The organism is Xanthomonas sp. WHRI 8393 (assembly GCF_040203315.1).
GTDB lineage: Bacteria > Pseudomonadota > Gammaproteobacteria > Xanthomonadales > Xanthomonadaceae > Xanthomonas > Xanthomonas arboricola.
Genome location: NZ_JBEGGL010000001.1, coordinates 896,530 through 919,861, shown reverse-complemented (window position 1 = coordinate 919,861; position 23,332 = coordinate 896,530). Strand labels below are relative to the sequence as shown.

The window sequence follows — 23,332 nt, the reverse complement described above, 5'->3', positions numbered from 1 at the left end:
CCACCTCTCCGATTCCCGCTCTCCGATTCCCGATTCCCGATTCCCGATTCCAAAAAAATGCCGGCTTTCGCCGGCATTTTTTTATTCTGATTCCCACCACATCCAGAACGCATCCCAGAGGCGCTTGAAGAAGCCGCCCTCCTCGACTGCGTTGATGGCGACCAGCGGGGCCTGGGCGATGATCTTGCCGTCCAGGCTGACCTTGACGGTGCCGATCTGCTGGCCCTGCTTGATCGGGGCCTGCAGGTTCTTGGCCACTTCCATGCTGGGCTTGAGGTCGTTGTAGCGGCCGCGCTGCAGGCTGACCAGCAGTGGCTGGGCCACGCCGAGCTGCACTTCGTCCTGCTGGCCCTTCCAGACCTTCTGCTTGGTCACGACCTTGCCGGGCGAGTACAGGCTGTGGGTTTCGAAGAAGCGGAAGCCCCAGTTGAGCAGGGCCAGGCTGTCGTCGGCGCGCTGGCGCTCGGACGAATCGCCCATCACCACCGCCACCAGGCGCTGGTCGCCGCGCTTGGCCGAGCTCAGCAGGCAGTAGCCGGCCTCGGAGGTGTGGCCGGTCTTGATGCCGTCCACCGCCGGGTCGCGCCACAACAGCAGGTTGCGGTTGTTCTGCTTGATGCTGCCGACCTGGAATTCCTTGATCTTGTTGTAGGCATAGGTCTCCGGGTAGTCGCGCACCATCGCGCGGCCCAGCATCGCCAGGTCGTAGGCGGTGGAATGGTGACCTTCGGCGCTGAGGCCGTGCGCGTTGACGAAGTAGGAGTCCTTCATGCCGATCTTGGCGGCGTAGCTGTTCATAAGCGAGGCGAAGGCTTCTTCGCTGCCGGCCACATGCTCGGCCAGTGCGATCGCGGCATCGTTGCCGGACTGGATCGCCATGCCCTTTTCCATGTCTTCCAGACGCGCGGTCTGGTTGACCGGGAAGCCGCTGTAGCTGCCGTCGGTGCCCGCACCGCCCTCGCGCCAGGCGCGCTCGCTCATCATGACCTGGTCGTCGCGCTTGACCTTGCCATTCTTGATTTCGGCAGCGACCACGTAGGACGTCATCACCTTGGTGATGCTGGCCGGGGCCAGCTGCTGGTGGATGTTTTCACCAGCCAGCACCTGCCCGGTGGCGTAATCCATCAGGATCCAGGACTTGGACACCGCCGGCGCGGGTGCGGGCGGAACCGGGACGGCGGCCGGCGCAGCGGCAACGGCAGGCGTCGGCTGCGGCGCAGGGGTCTGCGCGCAGACCAGGCCAAAGGCGAACGTGGCCACCGCAGCGGCGGCGAAGCGGAATTTCATTGAAGAACGACTCCTGACGGGCCCGAAGGCTGGGTAATGCGAAATTGTAAGGCGCCACGGCGATCAGGGCGACGCACGCGATGCTGCGCGCGCCTGCGCAGTTCAGCGATGGCGGCAGACGACGCGCCGAACGTGGCTGACGCACTGGGCGATCGAGCAAGCTGCATGGGGCGCGTCGTGATCGCGGCTGCCCGACGCTAGCTGTCGATAGCGGGCGCCGGCCTACCCACCGACGCCTTGGCTGCCGGATCGATCGTGGCTAGTTGGCGACGATCTGCGGGCGCCCGAAGCCCAGGCCGGCGATGCGCTGCGCGATTTCCGAGGCATTGGCGTGATCGCGCGCATTGACGCGCAGCCGCCACAAGGTGCGACCGCCGCTGACGATGTCGCTGACGCTGGCACCGGCGATCCCGGCCGAGGCAAGCTGCGACAGCGCGCGGTTGGCGTTCTCGCGGCTGGCGAAACTGGCCACCTGCAACAGGATGTCGCCCAGTGCCGCCTCGGCCACGCTCGGCGCCTTGACCGGTACCGGTTCGCTCCTGAGCGGACGTGCCGGCGCGCTGTCGGCGGGCTTGATCGCCGCCACCGCGACCGGGGCGGCTGGCGCGACCGCGACCGGGGCAGCCGAGGCAGGCCGCGGCGCGGCGGCAGCCGGCTTGCCGGTGGCCACGCGCACGCCCTGCGACTTCATCCAGGCATCGAAGTTGTCGGCGTTGCCGGGCTGGCGCGAATCGGCCACGCGGTAGCGCCAACGCTCGCCCGCGGGAATCGCAGCGGCCCCTGCACTGCCTGCCGCTGCGGCGGCTACCGGAGCGGCGGCACTGGCGGCCACTGCGCGCGGGGCGGCGGCCGGCACGGTACGGGTGGGCAGGCGCTGCACCAACCCATCGATCTGGCTGGCGCTGGCGGCCGGCCGTGCGGCGGCCACCGCAGTGCTGACCGGCGCGCGGCCGCTGCGGCGCTTGGCCAGCAGATTGCCGTTGTCGGCTTCGGTCAGACCGCGTACCTCGACGTTGCCGGTGCCCTTGCCGGTGATGCCCAGCTTGACCGCAGCGGCGTAGCTCAGATCGATCACGCGGCCATCGTGGAACGGGCCGCGGTCGTTGACGCGCACCACCACCGAGTCGCCGGTGTCGGTGTTGGTCACCAGGGCGAAGCTGGGCAACGGCAAGGTCTTGTGGGCGGCAGTGAAGGCGTACATGTCGTAGACCTCCTTGTTGGAGGTCAGCCGGCCGTGGAATTTGCTGCCGTAATACGAGGCGGTCCCGCGTTCGACATAGTCGCCGGGGTTGTCCATCACCACGTAGCGTTTGCCCAGCACCTCATACGGCGAGCGGTTGCCCACCGCCGAGCGCGGCTCGTTGGTGACCAGCGGTTCGGGGATGCAGGCCACGTTGGGCACGTGGTCCGGCGTGGCGTCCTTGACCCCCGGCTTGTACAGGCCGCCGGCGGTGTAGTCGCCGCGCGTGGACGGGTCTTCCTTGGCGGGTGCGTAGGGCGAGGTCGAGGGGCAACCGGTGGCCACATACGCCGGCCCCTTGCCGTCGACCTTGACGCCCTTGATCGCGCCGCTGCCGCCGGTGCCGGCGCTTTTCTTCGGTGCACTGCTACAGGCCGCCAGGCCGAGCATCAGCGCCATCGGGATCAACCACTTGGGGCCTGTCATGCTGTTCATGCCGGGGGTAACTCCTTGCCGGCGATGGCCTCGGACAGCTGGAACACGGCCATCGCGTACATCTTGGAAATGTTGTAACGGGTGATTGCGTAGAAATTCTGGAAGCCCAGCCAGTACTGCTTGCCGTTGGCATCGTCCAGGGTGATCGGGGTGGCGGTGCTGCCGGCCACCACCGGCGCATTCGGGTGATAGCCGCGCGCAGACAGGTCGGCCAGCGTGTACACCGGCGACCAGTCGGTGGGATTGAATTCCTCGTGGCCGGCGGCCAGCGTGGCCGGCACCGCGACCTGGCCACCGCGCACCCAACCGCCCTTCTTGACGAAGTAGTTGGCGACCGAGGCGAACACGTCGTTGTGGTCGGTGAACAGGTTGCGCTTGCCGTCGGCATCGCCGTCGACGGCGAACTGGCGGTAGCTGGACGGCATGAACTGGCCCATGCCCATCGCGCCGGCATAGCTGCCGATCAGCGTGGTGACATCGAGCTGCTCTTCCTTGCCGAGCGCGAACAGTTGGCCGAGTTCATCGCGGAAGAACAGCTCGCGACGCACTTCGCGTTCGAGCTTGGCCGGGTCGCCGCTGCGCGGGTAGCGGAACGCCAGCGTGTATAGCGCGTCCAGCACGCGGTACTTGCCGGCGTTGCTGCCGTAACTGGTCTCCACCCCGATGATGGCCACGATCACCTGCGCCGGCACGCCGGTGGCCGCTTCGACCTTGCTCAGCTCGGCACGATGCTCGGCCAGGAACTTGCGGCCGCCATCGATCCGCGCCTGGGTGATGAACATCGGGCGATATTCGTTCCACGGTTTGACCCGCTCGGCCGGGCGCGACATCGCGGTGACGATGGCGTCCTTGAATTGCGCCTGCGCCAGCACTGCTTCGATCTGTGCGGCGTCGATGCCGTACTTGGCGGCGGTGTCGCGCACGAAGTTGGCGCGGGCGATCTCGAACGGCACCGGGGTCAGGTCCACCGGCGGCAGCGCGGGCGCTTCGGCAGCGGCACTGACGGGCGCGACCGGGGCGCTCGGCGGCTTGGCCGGGGGCGCGCTGGCGGCCGGCGGCGGGGTCGGAGGGCTGGGCTGAGTCGCGCAGGCGACAAGGCCGAGGGTGAGCAGGCAGGTCAGAGTGCGTCGAATCATCGGCCGAGGGTAACAGAGAACAGATGAACTTCTGGCAATAAGACCATGAAAGGAAAGAGCTTTAGCTTGCCGCTCTGGGCGGCGGGGATTTGGGAGGGGGGATTGGGGATTGGTTTGGGTGCTGCGGGGGAATGGGGAATGGGGAATGGGGAATGGGGAATGGGGATTCGGGATTCGGGATTCGGGATTCGGGATTCGGGATTCGGGATTCGGGAATTGTGGGGTGCGGGGTGCTCGTGTGCCGACCGGGGTTGTCTGGTGGACCGGGCCAGGCGCTGGCGGAGCTTGCGTTTTCGTGGGCCTGCTTCTGGTTTGTTCCTCTGATGGCATTAGCGGCCGTCTTGGGTCCTTTGATGTCACTCCGGCCGTCAGGCGCGGCCGGTGGCCGCGCCTGGTCGATCACAGGGCCGGGAAGCGTGGCGCAGTCGAGCAGGCGGGTACGCTGCCGCCAAGTTGCACGCTGGAGGTGGTGACGTTGCTGCCGGTCGGGGTGAGCGCGCTGTTGCTCAGCCCGATCTGCGCATCACTGGCGGAGACCGCGGTATTGCCAGTGGCCACATTGGCCAGCGTCAGGTCCAGCGGCGTCTGCGCATCGAAGCCTTTCAGGATCCAGCCCTTGCCCTTGAGGCCGACATCGCCGGTGGTACGCAGGCCGTTGACGACGACCCCGGCGAAACTGGGCTTGGTGCCGCTGCCGCCCACCGAATAGAACGGGTTGATCACCAGCGGGCTGGTCACCCCGTACAGGCAGGTATTGCGATAGGTGACCAGGCTGACCGGGCCGCCCTTGGCGAGGCTGGTCTTGATGCGCAGCCCGGCGTTGTCGGTACTGCGGTTGCCGGCATCGTCGGTGGCGGTGATGGCGTTGTTGTCGACCAGCACGTTGTTGACCCCGGACATCACCTCGCTGCCGATCGAGATGCCGTGGGTGCCGTAGCAGCGGTTGTCGCGCACGCTGATGTTGCCGGACCTGGACGCAATGGTCTTGATCGCCACGCAGTCGTCGCCGCCCATTACATCGTTGTCGACCAGGCTGGCGTTGACCACGCTGTCCAGGTCCAGGCCATCGGTGTTGGGGCTGGTCGCCGGCGACTTCACCCGCACGCCCCAGATGGTCAGGCCATCGACGATATGCGCGAAGAAATGGAAGTACGCCGCATTGATCAGATTGACGTTGTAGAGGGTGAACGTGTTGGAGTTCTGCACCTTGATCAGGTCCGGGCTGTTCTGCACCTGGCCGGCAGCCTTGGCGTTTTCGCCGAACTCCCACCAGGTGGTGCTCTTGCCGAGCATGGGCAGATCGCCGCGTCCGTCGATCGTGCCCTGGCGCCCGCCGGTGCGTACGCCCATCACGCCCGACCTGGTGCCCTTGACGCTGATCAGCGGCAGGCAGCCGCCGCTCTTGGCGCCTGCGACACCGCAACCGCTGCCGTAGTCGGCCGGATTGCGCGAGCCGTACAGGGTCACGCCCTGATCGACGACCAGGGTGACGCCGGTGGGAATGGTCAGCGGGCCGCTGAGAAACGCGTTGCCGGTGCCGGCCTTGAGCAGCACGCTGCCGTTCTTGCCGGTGCAGGCAGTCAGTGCGGCCTGGATGGCTTTGGTGTCGGGCGGTGCGCTTTCCAGCGCGGCGTCGAACAGCCGTCCGCTTGGCGTATGGCTGGCGCTCACCGGCTGGCAGGTGGCGGGAATCGCCGGCTCGGAGACCGCGCGCGTATCGCCGGTGGCAAGGTTGATGGCGCCGGCGTGAGCGGCGAACGTAATACAGACACCGCCGATCGCGGCGGTTGGCAGTTTCATGGAAGAGGTCACCTGGAAGAGGAATGGCGCGCGCCTGCAGCTGCAACGCGACCCGGCCGCGCGCAGGACGGCGGCGCATCGGACTCTACGGAGCGACGCGCCCATTCACAGACGCCGCGCGAACCCGATACCGCATGCGCGAAGCGGCCCCGTGCCGGGAGGTCGTCATTGCAACGCAGCGCGCAGAACCGCGCGTGCGTTGCGATGCGCCGGTTGCGTAACCGGCACCTGTCGAGTGCGCCCTCAGAACGGCGCGTCGATGTCCACCACGTCGATCAGCTTATGGTTGACGAACTCCTTGATGCCCAGGCCGATCAGCTCGCGGCCGTAGCCGGAGCGGCGCACCCCGCCGAACGGCAGGTCGGCCTTGACCATGGTCGGATGGTTGACGAACACCATGCCGGTGGAGATACGCCTGGCCACCGCCACGCCACGCGCGGTGTTGGCGGTGAACACCGAGCCGCCCAGGCCGAACGGCGAGTCGTTGGCGATGCGCACCGCATCGTCCTCGTCGGCGGCCTCGAACAGCATCGATATGGGCCCGAAGAACTCCTGGTAATAGGCCGGGTTGTCCGGGGTCACACGAGTCAAGATGGTCGGCTGCACGAATGCGCCCTGCGTCGGCACCGGTGGTCCGACCTCGGTGGCGGTGGCGCCATGTTCGACCGCCGCGGCGATCTGCTGCTTGAGCTCGTCGGCCGCGTCCTGCGAGGACAGCGGCGCCAGCGTGGTCGCCGGATCCATCGGATCGCCGGCCTTCAGCGCCGCCACGCCCTCGCTGTAGCGGCGCAGGAATTCCGCATACACCTCGCGCACCACGATCATGCGCTTGGACGATACGCACACCTGGCCACCGTTCCAGTGGCGGCCGAACACTGCCCACTTCACGGTCTTGTCCAGTTCGGCGTCGGCCAGCACCACGAACGCGTCGGCGCCGCCCAGCTCCAAGGTCGACTTCTTCAGCGCCCTGGCCGCCTGCGCGGCAACGATGGCACCGGCCCCCTCCGAGCCGGTCAGCGCCACGCCGTGCACGCGTGGGTCGTTGAGGATGGTCTCCACCTGGGTGCGGGTGGCGTAGAGGTTGGCGAACGCGCCGGCAGGCAGGCCCGCTTCGGCCATCAGCGCCTCGAACCTGGCCGCGCACTGCGGCACGTTGGAGGCGTGCTTGAGCAGCATCGTGTTGCCCGCCGACAACTGCGGGGCGATGATCCGCGCAATCTGGTAATACGGGAAATTCCACGGCTCGATCGCCAGCAGCACGCCCAGCGGGTCGTGCACCACGATCGCCTCGCCCTCGGCCGGATCCACCACCGGCAGCGACTCCGGCGCCAGCAGGCGCTCGGCGTTCACGGCGTAGTACTCGAAGATGTCGGCCGACAGGATCACCTCGGCCTCGGCTTCGCCGATCAGCTTGCCCATCTCCAGGGTCAGCAAGCGGCCGTAGCCGCGCACGTCGGCACGCAACAGCTGCGCCGCCTTGTGCATGACCTTGGCGCGCTCGGCAAAGGAAGCGTGCTTCCACTGCTGGAAGGCGGCATCGGCAGCGCCGATCGCGGCGAGCACCTGCGCGTCGGTGGCGTCGGGAAAGCTGGCGAGCAGTTCGCCGGTGTAGGGATTGCGGGTCGCATAAGCCATGCTGGTGTCCTCGTGGGATGGGTCGGGAAGCGCGTCGCGTCGCGCCGGATCGGTTCGGTCAGACGGCCAGTTCCTTGACTGCCTGCACCATGCGGTTGAGCACCGCGGCGGCATCGCCGTAAACCATGTCGCAGTTGTCGCCGTAGAACAGCAGGTTCTCCACGCCGGCGTAGCCCTTGCCCTGGCCACGCTTGATCACGTAAACCTGATGGGCCTGGTCGGCGTTGAGGATCGGCATGCCGTAGATCGGCGAGGCCTTGTCGGTACGTGCGGCCGGGTTGACCACGTCGTTGGCACCGATCACCAGCGCCACGTCGCTGCTGGCGAAGCTGTCGTTGATGTCGTCCATGTCGAAGATCAGGTCGTAGGGCACGCCGGCTTCGGCCAGCAGCACGTTCATGTGCCCGGGCATGCGCCCGGCGACCGGGTGGATGGCGAACTTCACGTCCACGTCCGCGGCCTGTAACAGCTTGACCAGTTCGTATAGCCGCGCCTGCGCCTGTGCCACCGCCAGTCCGTAACCGGGCACGATGATCACGCTGGAGGCATAGCGCATTGCCACCGCCGCATCGCCGGCATCGACTGCGGTCATGCGCCCCTGCACATCGCCCTGCGCCACCGCCGCGCCGTCGCCGAAATTGCTTAACAGCACATTGGCCAGCGAGCGGTTCATCGCCTTGGCCATCAGCACGGTTAGCAGCGTGCCGGCCGAGCCGACCACCATGCCGGCGATCATCAGCGCCGGGTTCTGCAGCGCGAAACCCTCCAGGCCCACCGCCAGGCCGGTGAAGGCGTTGTACAGCGAGATCACCACCGGCATGTCGGCACCGCCGATCGGCAGCGTCATCAACACGCCGAAGCCAAGCGCGGCGACGAAGAACACCAGCGCCGCCCAGCCGCCGCCGACCTGCGCCACGACCAGCGCGCCGAGCACCAGCGCGGCGACGAACACACCTGCGTTGAACACGCTCTGGCCCTTGAAACGCCATGCGTTATCGATGCGGCCGTCGAGCTTGGCCCAGGCGATCACCGAACCTGACAGCGAGATCGCTCCGATCAGCGCGCCGAGCACGGTCACCGCCAGGTGCAGGCCGCCGTGCTGCGGCTGCCGCGAGGTCAGCGCGACTGCGGCGACCGCCGCCGCCGCGCCGCCGCCCATGCCGTTGTACAGCGCCACCATCTGCGGCATGGCGGTCACCGCGACGGTGCGACCGCTGCGCCAGGCCCAGGCGCCGCCGAGCGCCAGTGCCAGCAGCGCCAGTGCGAGATTGGTCAGCGCATGCGGCTGCGCGGCCGGTTGCAGGTCGGCCAGATAGCCGAACGCGGCGGCGACCGCGACCAGCATGCCAATGCCGGCCAGCACGATGCCGCGCAGCGCGGTCACCGGCGAGGACATGCGTTTGAGACCGAGAATGAACAACAGCGCGGCGGTGAACCCGCTCAGCTCCACCAATAACTGCAGCATGACGCTACTCCTTCGTGGCGGCGGATGGGGAGGCGGGCTTTGCGCTGGGCTTGAACATCGCCAGCATGCGGTCGGTGACCACGTAGCCGCCGGCGGCGTTGCCGGCACCAAGCAGCACGCCGACGAAGCCGATCGCCTGGCCGGCGATGCCGTCGGCGTTGAACAGCGCGTGCATCGCGCCGACCACGACGATGCCGTGGATGAAGTTGGAGCCGGACATTAGCGGCGTGTGCAGGATCGAGGGCACCTTGCCGATCACTTCGTAACCGGTGAAAGCGGCAAGCAGGAACAGGTACAACGCGATCATCCAGCTCATCGACAGGTCGAGATTCATCGCTCAGGACTCTTTGGCGGTGGATGCAGGCGCGACGGCCTGCACGGTGGGGTGGCAGGCGCGGCCGTCGCGGGTCAGCAAGGTGCCGGCCACGACCTCGTCGTCGAAGTCCGGCGCCAGTACGCCATCGCGCACCAGCAGCTCGATCAGGTTCAGCAGGTTCTTCGCGTACAGCTCGCTGGCGTGCTGGGCCAGCGCCGAGGGCACGTTGAACGGCGCGACGATGGTCACCGTCCCCACCTCGACGGTCTGCCCGGGCACGCCGCCCTCGCAGTTGCCGCCGCTGTCGGCGGCCAGGTCCACGATCACCGCGCCAGGCTTCATGCCGGCGATCTGGGTGCGGTCGATCAGGATCGGGGCGGTACGGCCGGGCACGTTGGCGGTGGTGACGATCAGGTCGGCCTGTTGGATATGCTGGGTCAGCACCACGGCGGCCCTGGCGCGTTCGTCGGCGCTGAGTTCGCGCGCATAGCCGCCCTCGCCGCGCGCGTCGATGCCGGTGTCGACGAACCTGGCGCCCACCGATTGCGCCTGCTCGCGCGTTTCCGGGCGCACGTCGTAGCCTTCGGTGACCGCACCGAGCCGGCGCGCGGTGGCCAGCGCCTGCAGGCCGGCCACGCCCAGACCCATCACCAGCACGCGCGCGGCGCGCAGCGAACCGACCGCGGTAGTCATCATCTGCAGGATCCGCGGCAAGTGCACCGCACCCAGTAGCGGCGCGTAATAGCCGGCCAGCGCGGCCTGGCTGGACAGTACGTCCAGCGCCTGCGCGCGACTGATCCGCGGCACGGTCTCCATCGCGAACGCGGTGATGCGGCGTTCGCACAGCAGGTCCAGCAAGCCCGGTAACTTCGCCGGATACAGCATCGCGATCAGCATGCTGCCCGGACGCATCCCCGCCAGCGTCTGCAGCGAGGGCGCCTGCACCGACAGCACAAGATCGGCACCAGCGACGACTTCCCTTGCGTCGTCGAGCACGGTGGTACCGGCATAGGCCGCATCGGCCAGGTACGAAGCGAGGCCGGCGCCGGCCTGCAGGCGCAGCTGCGCGCCCAGTTTTGCCAGCTTCGGCAGCACTGCGGGCACCATCGCCACGCGGCGCTCGCCAGCACGTTGTTCCTTGATGATCGCAACAGTAAATGCCATCCGCTTGAGCCCGTTTCGAGGACGGGGGCACTGTGCGCGTGCCGCCGCACGGCGGCATTGATTCAGATCAAGTCGGCGCGCGGCGATGCGCAGGCCCTTGCGGCCCCGCCGGCGGGACGTGCACCGAGCCGCTCAGCGCATGCAGGTGGGATGCGCGGGACCTGCCGGCGCGCTCCGGCTTATCGACCGGACGGAAGCGGCGCGAGAGCAGGAAAAGCCAACTCGCGCGGCACCGGCCGCGCCGCGATCGGTCGCGCACAGCCGCCGAGCCGCAGCGCGACCGGGCGCCTTAGCAGGCGCAGCTCAGTAGCCGTGCACCGGGCGGTGCGCCTTGACCGCCATCACCAAGCCCAGCCCGGCCAACAGCGACACCGCCGAGGTACCGCCGTAACTCATCAGCGGCATCGGCACGCCCACCACCGGCAGCAGCCCGGAAATCATGCCGCCGTTGACCAGCACGTAGACGAAGAAGGCCAGGCCGGTGGCACCGGCGACCAGGCGCGAATAGGTGTCGCGCGCCTGCGCGGCGATCCACAGGCAGCGCGCGATCACGATCAGGTACAGGCTGAGCACGGTCGCCACGCCGATCCAGCCGAACTCCTCGCTGAGCACCGAGAACGCAAAGTCGGTGGTCTGTTCGGGAATGAAGTTCAGATGCGACTGCGAGCCCAACCCCCAGCCCTTGCCGTCGAAACCGCCCGAGCCAATCGCGATCTTGGACTGGATGATGTTCCAGCCGGCGCCCAGCGCATCGTTTTCCGGGTTGAGGAACATCATGATGCGGTCCTTCTGGTACGGCCGCAGCAGCCAGAACCAGGCCACCGGCGCGGCCGCCGACACGCCGCCCACGCCCACCGCCACCCACCACCACGGCAGGCCGGCCAGCAGCAGCACGAACACACCGCTGGCGGCGATCAGCACGCCGGTGCCGAAGTCCGGCTGCAGCATGATCAGTGCGGTCGGCACGCCGATGATCACGCCGGTCACCAGCACGGTGGAGATGCGCGGCGGCAACGGCATGCGGTGCAGATACCAGGCGGCCATCATCGGCAGGCTGATCTTGAGCAGTTCGGCCGGCTGCAGGTAGAACAGTTTCAGGTCCAGCCACTGGCGACCGTACTTGCCGGTGCCAAGCGCGAACACCGCCAGCAGCGGCAGCATCGACAGGCCGTACACCCACGGCGTCCAGGCGCGCAGGCGCAGCACCGACATGCGCGAAATCCCCCACATCGCGGCCAGGCCGATGACGAAACGCACGGCTTGCGCCATCACCAGATGATCGCCGTTCGCGGCGCCGCCCGCGCTCTTGAGCACCGACAGGCCGATCACCATCAGCGCACCCAGCGCCAGGCACAGCACCCAGTCCAGGCTGCGCGTGAAGCGCGCAACCATGTCCACCAGCCAGCGCAGGATGTCACTCAATGGTCGGTCTCCTGGACCGCATCGGGCACATCCGGCACCACGGGCTGCGCCGGCGTGTTGGGGTCCAACGCCACCGCAGTCTGGCCGATCACCACCGGCAGCTCGTCCAGCGTGGCCGCGGCCGCATCGCCGGCCTGGCGCGCATCGGTGGCGCCGGCTTCGAACTGGTTGACGCCCACCGCGGTCATGCCGAGCTCGCTGTCCAGCGGCTCCAGGCCGGCGGGCAGCTTGCCGAGCAGCCAGGCGTCGAAGATCTTGCGTGCGATCGGCGCTGCCGAGCTGGTACCGAAACCACCGCCCTCCACCGCCACCGCCACCGCGATGACCGGGTTGTCGGCCGGCGCGAAGCCGACGAACAGGCCACGGTGGCGCAGGTGCAGCGGCAGGCTGCGCGGGTCCACCGCGGCCACGCCCTTGCGGCTGACTACCTGCGCGGTGCCGGTCTTGCCGGCCATCTGATACGGCGCGCCCGGCGTGATCGCATAGCCGGTGCCGCCCGGGCGCATGGTGTCCATCATGCCCTCGCGCACCACCTGCAGGTGCGCCGCGCTCGGGCTGATCGGCTTGCCCGGCGGCTGGATCATCGGCTGCCAGGGGTGATCGAAGCCGGTGCGCTGCTCCAGCACCAGGTGCGGGCGCAGCAGCAGCCCGCTGGCGATCGCCGACACCCCGCGCACCAGTTGCAGCGGGGTCACCTTCCAGTCGCCCTGGCCGATGGCGATGTTGACGGTGTCGCCGGGATACCAGCGCTCCTTGCGGGTTTTGTACTTGTAGGCCGGCGACGGCAGGATGCCGCCGATCTCGCCGAGCAGGTCCACCCCGGTCGGCTGGCCGAAGCCGTACTCGCCCAGGTAGTGGTCGAAGCGCTCGATGCCCATGTCCACCGCCAGCCGGTAGTAATAGGTATTGACCGACTGGGCGATGGACTTGCGCAGATCGGTCCAGCCATGGCCGCCGCGGTGCGAGTCGCCCCAGCCGCGGCTGACCCCGGGCAGGTAGAACATGCCGGTGGACAGCACCCGGTCTTCCGGCCGGCGCAGGCCGCTGTCCAGGCCGGCCAGCGCGATCAGCGGCTTGAGCGTGGAGCCCGGCGCCACGCCGCCCAGCACCAGCCGGTTGAACTGCGGCCGCGACGGGTTGTCGTTGAGCATCTTGAAGTCGGTATGCGAGATGCCGTTGACGAACAGGTTGGGGTCGTAGCTGGGCAGGCTGACCATGCCCAGGATCTCGCCGGTGCGCGGGTCCATCGCGATCGCCGCGCCTTCGTGCTCGCCGAACGCGGCCACCATCGCGCGCTGCAGGTCGGCATCCACCGACAGCCGCAGGTCCGCGCCCGACTGCGGCGCGACCCGGCCGACGGTGCGGATCGCCCGCCCCTGCACGTTGGTTTCGACCTGCTCGTAACCGACCTGGCCGCGCAGGTCCTGCTCGTAATAGCGCTCCAGCCCGGACTTGCCCATGTGGGTGAGCGCGGCATTGCCCTCGCCCAGCACCGCCAGGTCCTTCTCGTCGATGCGGCCGACGTAGCCGATGATGTGCGCGAACAGCGGCCCGTACGGGTAGCGGCGGGTCAGGTAGGGCTCCAGCTCCACGCCGGGGAAGCGCCAGCGCTCCACCGCAAAGCGCGCCATTTCCTCATCGCTCATGCGCAACTTGAGGGTGACCGGCAGGAAGCTGCGGCGCGCGCGCCGCTCGCGGTTGAAGCGCTCCAGATCCTCCGGCGCGATCGGGATCACCTTGCCCAGCGCGGCCAGCATGGCGTCCATGTCGGCGACCTTGTCCGGGGTCACGTCCAGGCGGAAGGCCGGCACGTTCTCGGCCAGCAGCCGGCCGGTGCGGTCGTAGATCATGCCGCGCCCGGGCACCACCGGCTTGGGCTTGATGCGGTTGGCTTCCGAGCGCGTGGCATAGACCTCGTGGTCGAGCACCTGCAGCTTGAAATACCAGCCGCCCAGCCCGACCAGGCAGATCACCACCATCACAAAGCCCAGCACCGCGCGCCGGCGGAACTGCTCGGCCTCCGCATGCGGGTTCTTGGGATGACGGCGCCCGTGCATGGCTTACTTCTTGCTCCGCTTGCCCAGCCGCACCGCATCCAGCAACACGAACAGCGGCGGCCACAGCGCCATGCCCAGCAGCGGCGCCCACCAGTAGCTCCACGGCAGGGTCGGCTCGCCCACCGCCAGATGCACGGCCGAGGAGACGATGCGGTCGTTGAGCAGCAGCCCACCGATCGCCAGCGCCTGCTGCGAGACCGGGAAGAAGCGCATCCGCGCGCGGAAGCGCTGCAGGATGAAGGTCATGATCACCAGCCGCAGCGCCTGCTCGCCGAGCAGCCCGCCATACAGCAGGTCGGCCAGCACGCCGGCCACGAAGGCGATGCCCAGCCCGACCCGGTCCGGCTCCTCGATCACCCAGTACGCCAGCACCAGCGCCAGCCAGTACGGACGCAGCGGCTGCACCACCACCGGCAGCGGCAGCAGGCCCAGCACCAGCGCGATGACGATGCTCGCCGGCAGGATCCAGGTGTTGCGCATGCGGGTCATTGGTCCGTCTCCTGCGGAGCCGGACGGGATTGGGGAGTGGGGATTGGGGATTGGCTGGAAGCAGCGCCCTGTGGCGGGGACGAACGGGAATCGGGATTCGGGCCGTTGGATGCGGTCGATGCGGGACGCCGGGCGGACGTGCTGGCCGGGCGGCCGGACGCTGGCGCACTGGACGGCTGCGCGCCGGGCGCGGCAGGTGTCGCCGCGGACTGGGTAGGCGCCGAGGTACCGGTGCCCGATGCCGCGGCGGCCGTCGGGCGCGCGGTATCAGTCGCTGCGTTGGAAACACCGCCCGCAGGCGTGCGCGGTGTCGCAGTCACCGGCGCGCCGGCCGCCGCCGCGACGCCGTTGCCGTTGCCGTTGCCGTTGCTGTTGCTGTTACCAATCCCAACTCCCGAATCCCCAATCCCGGCCCCAGGCACCACCCGCAACGGCTTGCCGGCGCGCAGCAGCAGCACATCGCGGCCGCGATCAAGCTTGGCGGCCGGGGTCAGTTCGCCGACCAGGAAGGCGTGGGTGTCGTCCGGGTGCAGTTCGGAGACCTTGCCGACCGGGAAGCCGGCCGGGAAGCGGCCACCGAGGCCGGAGGTGACGATTTCGTCGCCCACCTGCACGCCGGCACTGAGCGGGATGTCGCGCAGTTCCAGCCGGTCGCCGCGGCCGTAGACGATCAGGCGCACGCCGTTGCGCGCCACGCTGACCGGCACCGCGTGGTCGGGGTCGGTCAGCAGCAGCACGGTCGAATGCAGCGGGGTCACTTCGATCACCTGGCCCATCAACCCGCCGGCATCGATCACCGCCTGGCCCAGCAGCACGCCATCGCGGCTGCCGGCGTCCAACAGCAGGCGCTGCCGGGTCGGGTCCAGGTCGATATCCAGGATCGGCGCCAGCTGCACGTCCAGCCCGCGGCGCTCGGCCACGTTGAGCAGTTCGCGCAGCTGCGCATTGTCCAGGGCGGCGGTCTGCAGCCGGGTCAGGCGCGCATTGGCCACCAGCAACTGATTGCGCAGGGTACGGGTTTCTTCCACCAGCTGCGCATGGGTGGCGGCGTTGTCGCGCACCTGCGAGCCGATCCGCCCCGGCAACCCGGCCACCGCCCAGATCGGCTGGATCAGCAGGTTGGCCTGCAGACGCACCTGGCTCAGCCAGCCCCCCCGGCTATCGAGCGCGATCAGCACGATCGCCAGCACCAGATAGACCAGCAGCCGCAGCGTGGAGGTGACTTCGCCCGGACGGGAGGCGACGGGAGGACCGGCGTAGGAGGGCACTGTCAGGGCCGGGATTGGGGATTCGGAATTGGGGATTCGGGGAGCGGTTGGCTGCCCCCGATACGGATGCGGCTAAAACGTGAACTCGCGGAACTGCGGAGCAGTCCTACCGGGCCGTGGGCCGGAACCGCTTTTGCGAATCCCGAATGCCGACTCCCCAATCCCGAACGCTTCACTCCGGCGCGAAGAACTCGTTGCCGTGCATGTCCACCAGCTCCAGCGCGCGACCGCCGCCGCGGGCCACGCAGGTGAGCGGGTCGTCGGCGACCTGTACGTGCAGGCCGGTTTCTTCGGAGATCAGGCGGTCCAGGTCGCGCAGCAGTGCGCCGCCGCCGGTAAGCACGATGCCGCGCTCGGCCACGTCGGCACACAGTTCCGGCGGGGTCTGTTCCAGCGCCAGCTTGACCGCCGAGACGATGCCCGACAGCGGCTCGTGCAATGCCTCGAGCACTTCGTTGGAGTTGATCTTGATCATCTTCGGCACGCCTTCGGCAAGATTGCGGCCGGAGATTTCCATCTCCTGCACCTCGTCCTGCGGGTAGGCGCAGCCGATCTGCAGCTTGATGCGCTCGGCGGTGGCTTCGCCGATCAGCATGCCGTGGTTGCGGCGCACGTAGTTGGTGATCGACTCGTCGAAGCGGTCGCCGCCCACGCGCACCGACTGCGAGTAGACGATGCCGTTGAGCGAGATGACCGCCACTTCGGTGGTGCCGCCGCCGATGTCGATGACCATCGAACCGCGCGCCTCGGTCACCGGCATGCCGGCACCGATCGCCGCGGCCATGGGTTCCTCGATCAGATACACATCGCGCGCACCGGCTTCTTCCGCCGATTCCTTGATGGCGCGGCGCTCGACCTGGGTGGAACCGGCCGGCACGCACACCAGCACGCGCGGGCTCGGGCGCAGGAAGCGCGACTTGTGCACCTTCTTGATGAAGTGCTTCAGCATTGCCTCGGTGTAGGTGAAGTCGGCGATGACGCCGTCCTTCATCGGGCGGATCGTGGTGATGTGACCCGGGGTGCGGCCGAGCATCTGCTTGGCCTCGGCGCCGACGGCGGCCACCGAGCGCGTGCCGCCGATTGCGCGGTCCTGACGCACCGCCACCACCGAAGGTTCGTTCAGTACGATGCCCTGCCCGCGTACGTAGATCAGCGTATTGGCCGTGCCCAGGTCGATGGACAGGTCGTTGGAGAACATGCCGCGGAGTTTCTTGAACATCGAGGGAGTTGTTCCTGGGTAAGTCGCGTGCCCGCCGCCAGACTGGCGAAATTTTGGGCAGAAAACGAAGTCCACTAGCCTAGCAATCCCCCCCGGTGCGGGCAAGGAAAAATCGGCCGTTGCGGCGTCGTTTTCATGTGCCGGTCACGCCGGGCGTGGCATGCGCTTGTGGCCCTGATCGGTCGCAGCCGTTACCCTTTGCGCCGCGGCGCGCGCGCCGTCCCGCTGCCATGCCCGGCAACTGGCGGGTATTTCCCAACGCAAAGGCCTGACTCGATGTCCGCACTGATCTGTGGTTCCCTCGCCTACGACACCATCATGGTGTTTCCGGACCAGTTCAAGAACCACATCCTGCCGGACAAGGTGCACATCCTGAATGTGTCGTTCCTGGTCCCGCGCATGCGCCGCGAGTTCGGCGGTTGCGCCGGCAATATCGCCTACAACCTGCATCTGCTCGGCGGCGCGCCGATCCCGATGGGCACCGTGGGCCAGGACTTCGGCCCGTACCGCGAACACTTCGAAACGCTGGGGATCGACCTGTCGCGGGTGAAGATCATCGACGACCTGTTCACCCCGCAGGCCTTCATCACCACCGACCACGACAACAACCAGATCACCGCCTTCCATCCGGGCGCGATGATGCGCAGCTACGAGAACCACGTGAAGGATGTGCCGGGCGTGACCCTGGGCCTGGTCGGCCCGGATGGGCGCGAGGGCATGATCCAGAATGCGGAAGAGTTCGCTGCCGCCGGCATTCCCTTCATCTTCGATCCCGGCCAGGCGATGCCCTTGTTCAACGGCCCGGAACTGCGCCAGTTCATCGAGCAGGCCCAGTACGTGGTGGTCAACGACTACGAATCCAACCTGCTGCAGGAACGCACCGGCTGGGACGAGAAGGACATCGTCTCGCGCGTGCAGGCCTACATCACCACGCAGGGCCCCAAGGGCGCACTGGTGCATACGCCGGAAAAGACCTACGACATCCCGCCGGCGCACGAGCGCCGCGTGGTCGACCCGACCGGCTGCGGTGACGCCTTCCGCGCCGGCCTGATCTACGGCATCCAGGGCGGCTACGACTGGCTGACGATCGGGCGGATGGGCAACCTGATGGGCGCGCTGAAGGTGGAGCACCCGGGCACGCAGAACCAGCGGTTCGACTTTGCCGAGTTCAACGACCAGTTCAAGCAGCAGTTCGGCTACGCGCTCTGACGCGGCACCACCGCTGATCAGCGCTGTGCCCTTCTCCCCTCGGGAGAAGGTGCCCCACAGGGGCGGATGAGGGGACGGGCGAAGCCCCGTGCAAGTTGAACAGCTTCGGGTTTCGCACCGCCCCCTCACCGCACCCCCGCTCCCGCTCCCGCTCCCGCAGGAAAGGGGCGCGTCGGCACCGCAATTGCTGCAATGCAGTTTGAGCATCGGCCCGATCTGTGCCTCTACTGACGCTTCGCGCCCACTGAGGAACGCTGGCCCATGTCCGAGCCAAGCGTTGTCGCCGCCACGTCCATCGCCCTGCCGGAGATCGAGCCGGATGCGCTCCGGCAGATCCGCCGGCTGCGCGACATCGCGCCGCTTGCCGCGCCACTGTCGCGCTCGTGGCGGCGCTGCCTGGACGATTACGCGTTGTTGCCCGAGGCAGCCCCCGAGCCGCTGGTGCACGATGCGCTGCACGTGCGCGAGCGCCAGCAACGTCTGGGCGATGTGCTACGGATTGCCAAGGTGGAGATGGAAAACCTCTACGAGCAGATCGCCGGCAGCGGCTACGCCGTGATCTTTGCCGATGCAGAGGCGACCGTGCTGCACAGCGTGCACGACCCAACCCTGCTGCGCGAATTCCGCCAGGCCGGTCTGTTCTGCGGCGCCAGCTGGGCCGAGTGTCACCAGGGCACCAACGGCCTGGGCACCTGCGCCGCCGAACGCACCGCAGTCAGCGTGCACCGCGGCGAACATTACCTGACCCGCCATCTGCCGCTGTCGTGCAGCGGCGCGCCGATCCTGGACCCGCATGGCGGGCTGCTGGCGGTGCTGGATGCATCCACCCCCAACGCGCAGGACGGCAAGCAGATCCAGCGCCACACCGTGGCCCTGGTGAGCATGTCGGCGGCGCAGATCTCGCGCTCGCATTTCCTCAACCAGTTCGGCCATGCCTTCATCCTGCGCTTCCATAGCCGGCCCGAGTTCGCCGGCCTGCTGCACGAGGCACTGATCGCGATCGATACCGATGGCCGCGTGCTGGCAGTCAACGAGGCGGTGCTGGAGCAACTGGGCAAGATCGATCGCAGCCAGCTGGTGGGCCGCAACATCGCACAGGTGATGCAGCTGGATTTCGACACCCTCGAGCACCGCGCCGGCAGCGATGCCGGCACCTTGTGGTCGATCCGCTGCGCCTGCCATGGGCGGCGGTTCTACGCACTGGTGCGCCCGCCGCGCGCGCGCGCTGCGCTGCCGGCGGTGGGTGGGCCGGCGCAGCTGGCACCGGATACCGAGCTGCAACCCGGTGAGCATGTCGGCTCGGATTCGCGCATGCGCCACAACCTGGCCAATGCCTTGAAGCTGGCTGCGCATCGGGTGTCGATTCTGCTGTGCGGCGACACCGGCACCGGCAAGGAGGAATTTGCCAAGGCGGTGCACCGCGGCTCGCCATGGGCCGGCGGCGCGTTCGTGGCGATCAACTGCGCGGCGATTCCCGAGGCATTGATCGAGAGCGAATTGTTCGGGTATGCGCGCGGCGCGTTCACCGATGCCGCGCGCGAAGGCCGCCATGGCAAATTGCTGCAGGCCAGCGGCGGCACCCTGTTTCTGGATGAAATCGGCGACATGCCGCTGCCCTTGCAGAGCCGCCTGCTACGCGTGCTGGAAGAACAATGCGTCACCCCGCTGGGCAGCGAACGCGCGGTACCGCTGGAGCTGCACGTGATCAGCGCCAGCCATCGCGATCTGGCGCAGCGGGTGGCGGCCGGCGAGTTTCGCGAGGATTTGTATTACCGGCTCAATGGCGTGGTGCTGCACCTGCCACCGCTGCGTGAGCGCAGCGACAAGGCCGAACTGATCCGCACCCTGCTGCGCGAGGAAGCCAGCGAGCACAGCGTGCGCATCAGCGAAGAAGCGATGCACAAGCTGCTGAGCTACGCATGGCCGGGCAACCTGCGCCAGTTGCGCAATGTGCTGCGCACGGCGGCGGTACTGTGCAGCGACGGAGTGATCCGCCTGCCGAATCTGCCGCAGGAAATCGTCGATGCTGGCAGCGCACCGTGCCTGGTCGATGGCGGCGCGGTGGCCGCCGACGACATGCCCGGCCGCGTCGCACTCGACCAGGCCGAACGCCTGGTGCTGCAGCAACAACTCGAACGCCACCGCTGGAATGTCAGCCGCACCGCCGATGCCCTGGGCATCAGTCGCAACACGCTGTATCGCAAGCTGCGCAAGCATGGCCTGGATACCGGGTGATTGGAGGGCGGGGATTTGGGATTCGGAATTGGGGATTCGTTAGAGCCCATGCTGGTTCTTGGCGCTGGTATTTGGAGCGATTTATCAAGAGCACTTCTTGACAATCAGGTGGGTGCCGCTGTTGTTTGGTGTGGCATGCACCACGTGTCGATGCCGCGATTGTGGAGCGGATGATTTGGAGCTTGGCTGCAGGGCCCTTGCCCGCCCACCCTCGCAGGACACGCCGCAAGTACGTCCTTGTAGGCTCTTACGCGGCATCCCTGCCGCGTAAGGTCCCGCGACGGTGGGCGGGCAAGGACCTGTCGAGATGGACGGTGTGCATGGTTTTAAACAAGGCAACCAATCAACTGTCTGGTGCGGTGTCCTCACCGCTTGCGGGACCGTGTGGCGGCATGGATGCCGCCACCGAGCCCCCAGGGATGGGTTTACGGCGTGTCCCGCGAGCGGTGAGGACACCGCACCCTCGACTAGCGCAGCTCGGCACCATCCAGATAACGCTGCGGGCGACTGGCGATTGCACTTTGCGCCTTACGAATCCCTAATCTCCAATCCCGAATCCCCAGCCTCATAACGCCCAGCGTATGCCGATCAGATACTGCCGCGGCACGCCCGGCGCGAGGAACCTTGCCGGGCCGGTTTCCACCGGCGCTTCCTGCGGGCGCGCGAGTTCGCCATCGGGGAACACGTCTTCGGCCACGGCCGCATAGGTCGCATAGCGGCGGTTGAAGACGTTGTCGACGCGGGCGAACAGCGATAGCCGCTCGCTGAATTGCAAACGTGCCTGCAGGTCTACCAGCGCGTAGCCGGCGGTGCCGATGTCGATGCGCTCGGGTGCGGGCTCGTCGTCGTCGGCATTGTCGACCTGGCCATCCTCGTTGCCGCTGGCCACGCGCCCGGACACCGCACGCACCCCGGCGCCCAGGGTCAGCGCATCGTGCTGCCATTCCACGCCGAGCTTGAGGTTGTGGCGCGGCAATGCGGCGATGCGCAGGCCTGGACGCAAGGCGATCACGCGCTCGCCGGACAGCAGCTCGCCATCGCTGCGGTAGGTCGCATCCAGGAAGCTGTAGCCGGCCGACCATTGCCAGTCGCCGCTGCGCAGACGCAGCGCCAGATCCGCGCCCTGGTAGCGGGTGCGGCCGACGTTGTCGAAGTAACCCAGCTGGGTGTCCGGTGCACGCAGGAACAAAATGTCGTCGCGATTGTCGGCGCGGTACACCGACAGGCTGGCGTTGCTGTTGGCCGACGGCGCCCAGCGCGCGCCGAGCTCGTACGTGCGGGAGACGATCTGCTCCAGGCGCGGGTCGGCCTGCAGGCCGGTCGGCAACCGACACGGCTGGGTGGGATCGGCGCAACCCAGTTCGATCGCGGTCGGTGCGCGGCTGTTTTGCGCGACCGAGCCGTACAACGTCAGCCCCGAATCGAGCCGATGGGTCAGACCCAGGGACGGATTGGCCTTGGCATAGACGAAGCGCTCGCGTGGGCGGTCGCCGTCGTCGGCGGTGGAAAGGATGTTGTCCACCACCACGCGATTCCAGCGCACTGCGGCACTGAGATGGGTGGCATCGTCCAGCGCCCAGGTGTCGGCGACGAACACGCCCAGCGTTTTGGTGCTGCCGCGCACGCCGGAAAAGAACGCGCGCTCGGCATCCGGATCGGCAGCGACCGAGCGGTCCGGTTGCACCCAGCCGTCGCGGGCGAATTGCTGATAGCGCACGTGACCACGATCGAAGGTGACGCCGGTGCTGAGCGCATGCGCACCCCACTGACTGCTCAGGTTGACTGCCAGACCTTGCGCCTCCTGGCGCATCTGGGTGGTGTTGAGCGCGCCGGTGGGCAATGCATCGGCATCGGCGCGCGCGACATCGCAATCGGCATCCAGCGCGCTGCCGTCGGCGGCGTAGCCGGAGGCGCATTCTTCGACGAACTCCTCGTAGTCCTCGCCGATATCGCCATTGACAGTGTCGCGGCGGCCCACGCGTGCGTAGGCCAGTGCATGCAATGCGGTGTCCGCATCAAAGCGATGGTCCAGTTGCGCGGTGAACAGCGTATTGCGATTGCGGGTGAGATCGGGCGAGGTGTACACCGCGCGGCGGTCGGCGCGATACAGGCCGGGCTCGGGGCCATCGTCGGTGTAGCGCGTATCCGGCAGCAGGCCATTGCCGATCAGGCGGCTGCGCCCGTGCAGCACCGACAGGCTCCAGTCGGTCTGCTCGCCCTGCTTGCCGACCTTGCCGAACACGGTGCCCAGGCGGCCCTCGGAGGCATCGCGCCAGCCGTTCTCGTCGAAACCGGTCACCGCGACGAAGCCATGCCAGCCGTCCTGGCTGGCGAGCCCGTAACTGGCATCCAGGCGCTTGCGCGCACCGCTGCCGATGCTCAGCTCGCCCTGCACTCCCGGTGAGGTGAGGCCCGATGCGGTAGACAACACCACCGCGCCACCGAGCGTGTTCGGCCCGAACAAGGGATTGGAGCCGGGCATCAGGGTCACTGCATTGATTGCCGACTCGGGCAGCATGTCCCAGCTGACGATGTCGGCGAACGGTTCGTTGAAACGCACGCCATCCAGATACACCGACACGCCTTGCGAGGCGCCGGGCAAGGCGGAGGCACGAAACCCGTGGAAGGTGAGGTCGTTCTGGAACGCGCTGCCCTGCACATCGTTGCCGTCCACGCCGACGAAGCGCCGCTGCAGCAGATCGCCGAGGTTGTTGCTGCGCGCGCGCGACAGCTCGCTGTTGGTGGCCGATTGCACCATGTACGGCAGTTGCGCCGCATCGATGGTGGTGCCGGGGATCGGCGTGGCGGTGACCTCGATGCGGTCCAGCCAGGTCACCTGCGGCGCCTCGGCCGCCACTGCCAGCGCACTGCTTGCGAGCAAGGCGCTAGCGCAGGCGCCTGCCAGTACGTGACGGTGCAACTTCGCTGTGCTGCGTGTGCCTGCTGCCATCTGCG

Annotated in this window: 16 protein-coding genes; 2 read left to right on the top strand and 14 right to left on the bottom strand. The window is 67.9% G+C overall.

The window, feature by feature from the left end:
* Window positions 1–81: 81 nt before the first annotated feature.
* The 13 genes from ABQ137_RS03915 to ABQ137_RS03855 all read right to left on the bottom strand — a co-directional run bounded on the left by ABQ137_RS03915 (window position 82) and on the right by ABQ137_RS03855 (window position 16,933).
* Window positions 82–1,287: a D-alanyl-D-alanine carboxypeptidase family protein gene (locus ABQ137_RS03915; RefSeq protein WP_166771688.1), complete on the bottom strand. Its 1,206-nt coding sequence runs from the start codon at window positions 1,285–1,287 to the stop codon at window positions 82–84.
* Between the two features lie 259 nt (window positions 1,288–1,546).
* Entirely contained in the window at window positions 1,547–2,962 is a 1,416-nt protein-coding gene (locus ABQ137_RS03910; protein ID WP_349781245.1) for a septal ring lytic transglycosylase RlpA family protein, read from the bottom strand.
* Complete coding sequence (gene mltB / locus ABQ137_RS03905) at window positions 2,959–4,098, bottom strand: lytic murein transglycosylase B (protein WP_024940725.1); 1,140 nt, start codon at window positions 4,096–4,098, stop codon at window positions 2,959–2,961. Before mltB ends, ABQ137_RS03910 begins: the two co-directional genes overlap by 4 nt.
* 399 nt (window positions 4,099–4,497) lie before the next feature.
* Window positions 4,498–5,898 (bottom strand): glycoside hydrolase family 28 protein, encoded by a 1,401-nt coding sequence (locus ABQ137_RS03900; RefSeq protein ID WP_349781243.1) that lies wholly within the window; start codon window positions 5,896–5,898, stop codon window positions 4,498–4,500.
* A gap of 243 nt (window positions 5,899–6,141) precedes the next feature.
* Window positions 6,142–7,533: an NAD-dependent succinate-semialdehyde dehydrogenase gene (locus ABQ137_RS03895; RefSeq protein ID WP_184516044.1), complete on the bottom strand. Its 1,392-nt coding sequence runs from the start codon at window positions 7,531–7,533 to the stop codon at window positions 6,142–6,144.
* A gap of 58 nt (window positions 7,534–7,591) precedes the next feature.
* On the bottom strand, window positions 7,592–8,998 hold the full coding sequence (locus ABQ137_RS03890) for an NAD(P)(+) transhydrogenase (Re/Si-specific) subunit beta (RefSeq protein ID WP_184516042.1): 1,407 nt from the start codon (window positions 8,996–8,998) through the stop codon (window positions 7,592–7,594).
* A 4-nt stretch (window positions 8,999–9,002) separates the two neighbouring features.
* Complete coding sequence (locus ABQ137_RS03885) at window positions 9,003–9,332, bottom strand: NAD(P) transhydrogenase subunit alpha part 2 (protein WP_184516040.1); 330 nt, start codon at window positions 9,330–9,332, stop codon at window positions 9,003–9,005.
* A gap of 3 nt (window positions 9,333–9,335) precedes the next feature.
* Entirely contained in the window at window positions 9,336–10,478 is a 1,143-nt protein-coding gene (locus ABQ137_RS03880) for an NAD(P) transhydrogenase subunit alpha (RefSeq protein WP_349781240.1), read from the bottom strand.
* 303 nt (window positions 10,479–10,781) lie between these two features.
* Window positions 10,782–11,900 (bottom strand): rod shape-determining protein RodA, encoded by a 1,119-nt coding sequence (gene rodA / locus ABQ137_RS03875; protein ID WP_054591925.1) that lies wholly within the window; start codon window positions 11,898–11,900, stop codon window positions 10,782–10,784.
* Entirely contained in the window at window positions 11,897–13,957 is a 2,061-nt protein-coding gene (mrdA, locus tag ABQ137_RS03870) for a penicillin-binding protein 2 (RefSeq protein WP_039523408.1), read from the bottom strand. Before mrdA ends, rodA begins: the two co-directional genes overlap by 4 nt.
* Window positions 13,958–13,960: 3 nt before the next feature.
* Window positions 13,961–14,446, bottom strand: a complete 486-nt coding sequence (gene mreD, locus ABQ137_RS03865) for a rod shape-determining protein MreD (RefSeq protein ID WP_016900812.1) — start codon at window positions 14,444–14,446, stop codon at window positions 13,961–13,963.
* Window positions 14,443–15,714, bottom strand: a complete 1,272-nt coding sequence (gene mreC / locus ABQ137_RS03860; protein WP_349781237.1) for a rod shape-determining protein MreC — start codon at window positions 15,712–15,714, stop codon at window positions 14,443–14,445. Before mreC ends, mreD begins: the two co-directional genes overlap by 4 nt.
* Window positions 15,715–15,886: 172 nt before the next feature.
* A complete protein-coding gene (locus ABQ137_RS03855) occupies window positions 15,887–16,933 on the bottom strand; it encodes a rod shape-determining protein (protein ID WP_003482734.1) in 1,047 nt (348 codons plus the stop codon).
* Window positions 16,934–17,209: 276 nt separating this feature from the next.
* On the opposite strand from ABQ137_RS03855, the gene ABQ137_RS03850 reads away from it, so the two are divergent.
* Both ABQ137_RS03850 and ABQ137_RS03845 read left to right on the top strand, forming a co-directional pair.
* A complete protein-coding gene (locus tag ABQ137_RS03850) occupies window positions 17,210–18,142 on the top strand; it encodes a carbohydrate kinase family protein (protein WP_003482735.1) in 933 nt (310 codons plus the stop codon).
* Window positions 18,143–18,403: 261 nt separating this feature from the next.
* Window positions 18,404–20,377: a sigma-54-dependent Fis family transcriptional regulator gene (locus ABQ137_RS03845; protein ID WP_054591926.1), complete on the top strand. Its 1,974-nt coding sequence runs from the start codon at window positions 18,404–18,406 to the stop codon at window positions 20,375–20,377.
* 565 nt (window positions 20,378–20,942) lie between these two features.
* Here ABQ137_RS03845 and ABQ137_RS03840 read toward each other — a convergent pair.
* Window positions 20,943–23,327, bottom strand: coding sequence for a TonB-dependent receptor (locus ABQ137_RS03840; RefSeq protein ID WP_054591927.1), 2,385 nt, complete (start codon window positions 23,325–23,327; stop codon window positions 20,943–20,945).
* Window positions 23,328–23,332: the final 5 nt, after the last annotated feature.

Bases quoted from the DNA above. Each gene is read 5' to 3' on its own strand.
- ABQ137_RS03915 (WP_166771688.1), bottom strand. From the start codon at position 1,287: ATGAAATTCCGCTTCGCCGCCGCTGCGGTGGCCACGTTCGCCTTTGGC.
- ABQ137_RS03910 (WP_349781245.1), bottom strand. From the start codon at position 2,962: ATGAACAGCATGACAGGCCCCAAGTGGTTGATCCCGATGGCGCTGATG.
- mltB (WP_024940725.1), bottom strand. From the start codon at position 4,098: ATGATTCGACGCACTCTGACCTGCCTGCTCACCCTCGGCCTTGTCGCC.
- ABQ137_RS03900 (WP_349781243.1), bottom strand. From the start codon at position 5,898: ATGAAACTGCCAACCGCCGCGATCGGCGGTGTCTGTATTACGTTCGCC.
- ABQ137_RS03895 (WP_184516044.1), bottom strand. From the start codon at position 7,533: ATGGCTTATGCGACCCGCAATCCCTACACCGGCGAACTGCTCGCCAGC.
- ABQ137_RS03890 (WP_184516042.1), bottom strand. From the start codon at position 8,998: ATGCTGCAGTTATTGGTGGAGCTGAGCGGGTTCACCGCCGCGCTGTTG.
- ABQ137_RS03885 (WP_184516040.1), bottom strand. From the start codon at position 9,332: ATGAATCTCGACCTGTCGATGAGCTGGATGATCGCGTTGTACCTGTTC.
- ABQ137_RS03880 (WP_349781240.1), bottom strand. From the start codon at position 10,478: ATGGCATTTACTGTTGCGATCATCAAGGAACAACGTGCTGGCGAGCGC.
- mrdA (WP_039523408.1), bottom strand. From the start codon at position 13,957: ATGCACGGGCGCCGTCATCCCAAGAACCCGCATGCGGAGGCCGAGCAG.
- mreD (WP_016900812.1), bottom strand. From the start codon at position 14,446: ATGACCCGCATGCGCAACACCTGGATCCTGCCGGCGAGCATCGTCATC.
- ABQ137_RS03855 (WP_003482734.1), bottom strand. From the start codon at position 16,933: ATGTTCAAGAAACTCCGCGGCATGTTCTCCAACGACCTGTCCATCGAC.
- ABQ137_RS03850 (WP_003482735.1), top strand. From the start codon at position 17,210: ATGTCCGCACTGATCTGTGGTTCCCTCGCCTACGACACCATCATGGTG.
- ABQ137_RS03845 (WP_054591926.1), top strand. From the start codon at position 18,404: ATGTCCGAGCCAAGCGTTGTCGCCGCCACGTCCATCGCCCTGCCGGAG.
- ABQ137_RS03840 (WP_054591927.1), bottom strand. From the start codon at position 23,327: ATGGCAGCAGGCACACGCAGCACAGCGAAGTTGCACCGTCACGTACTG.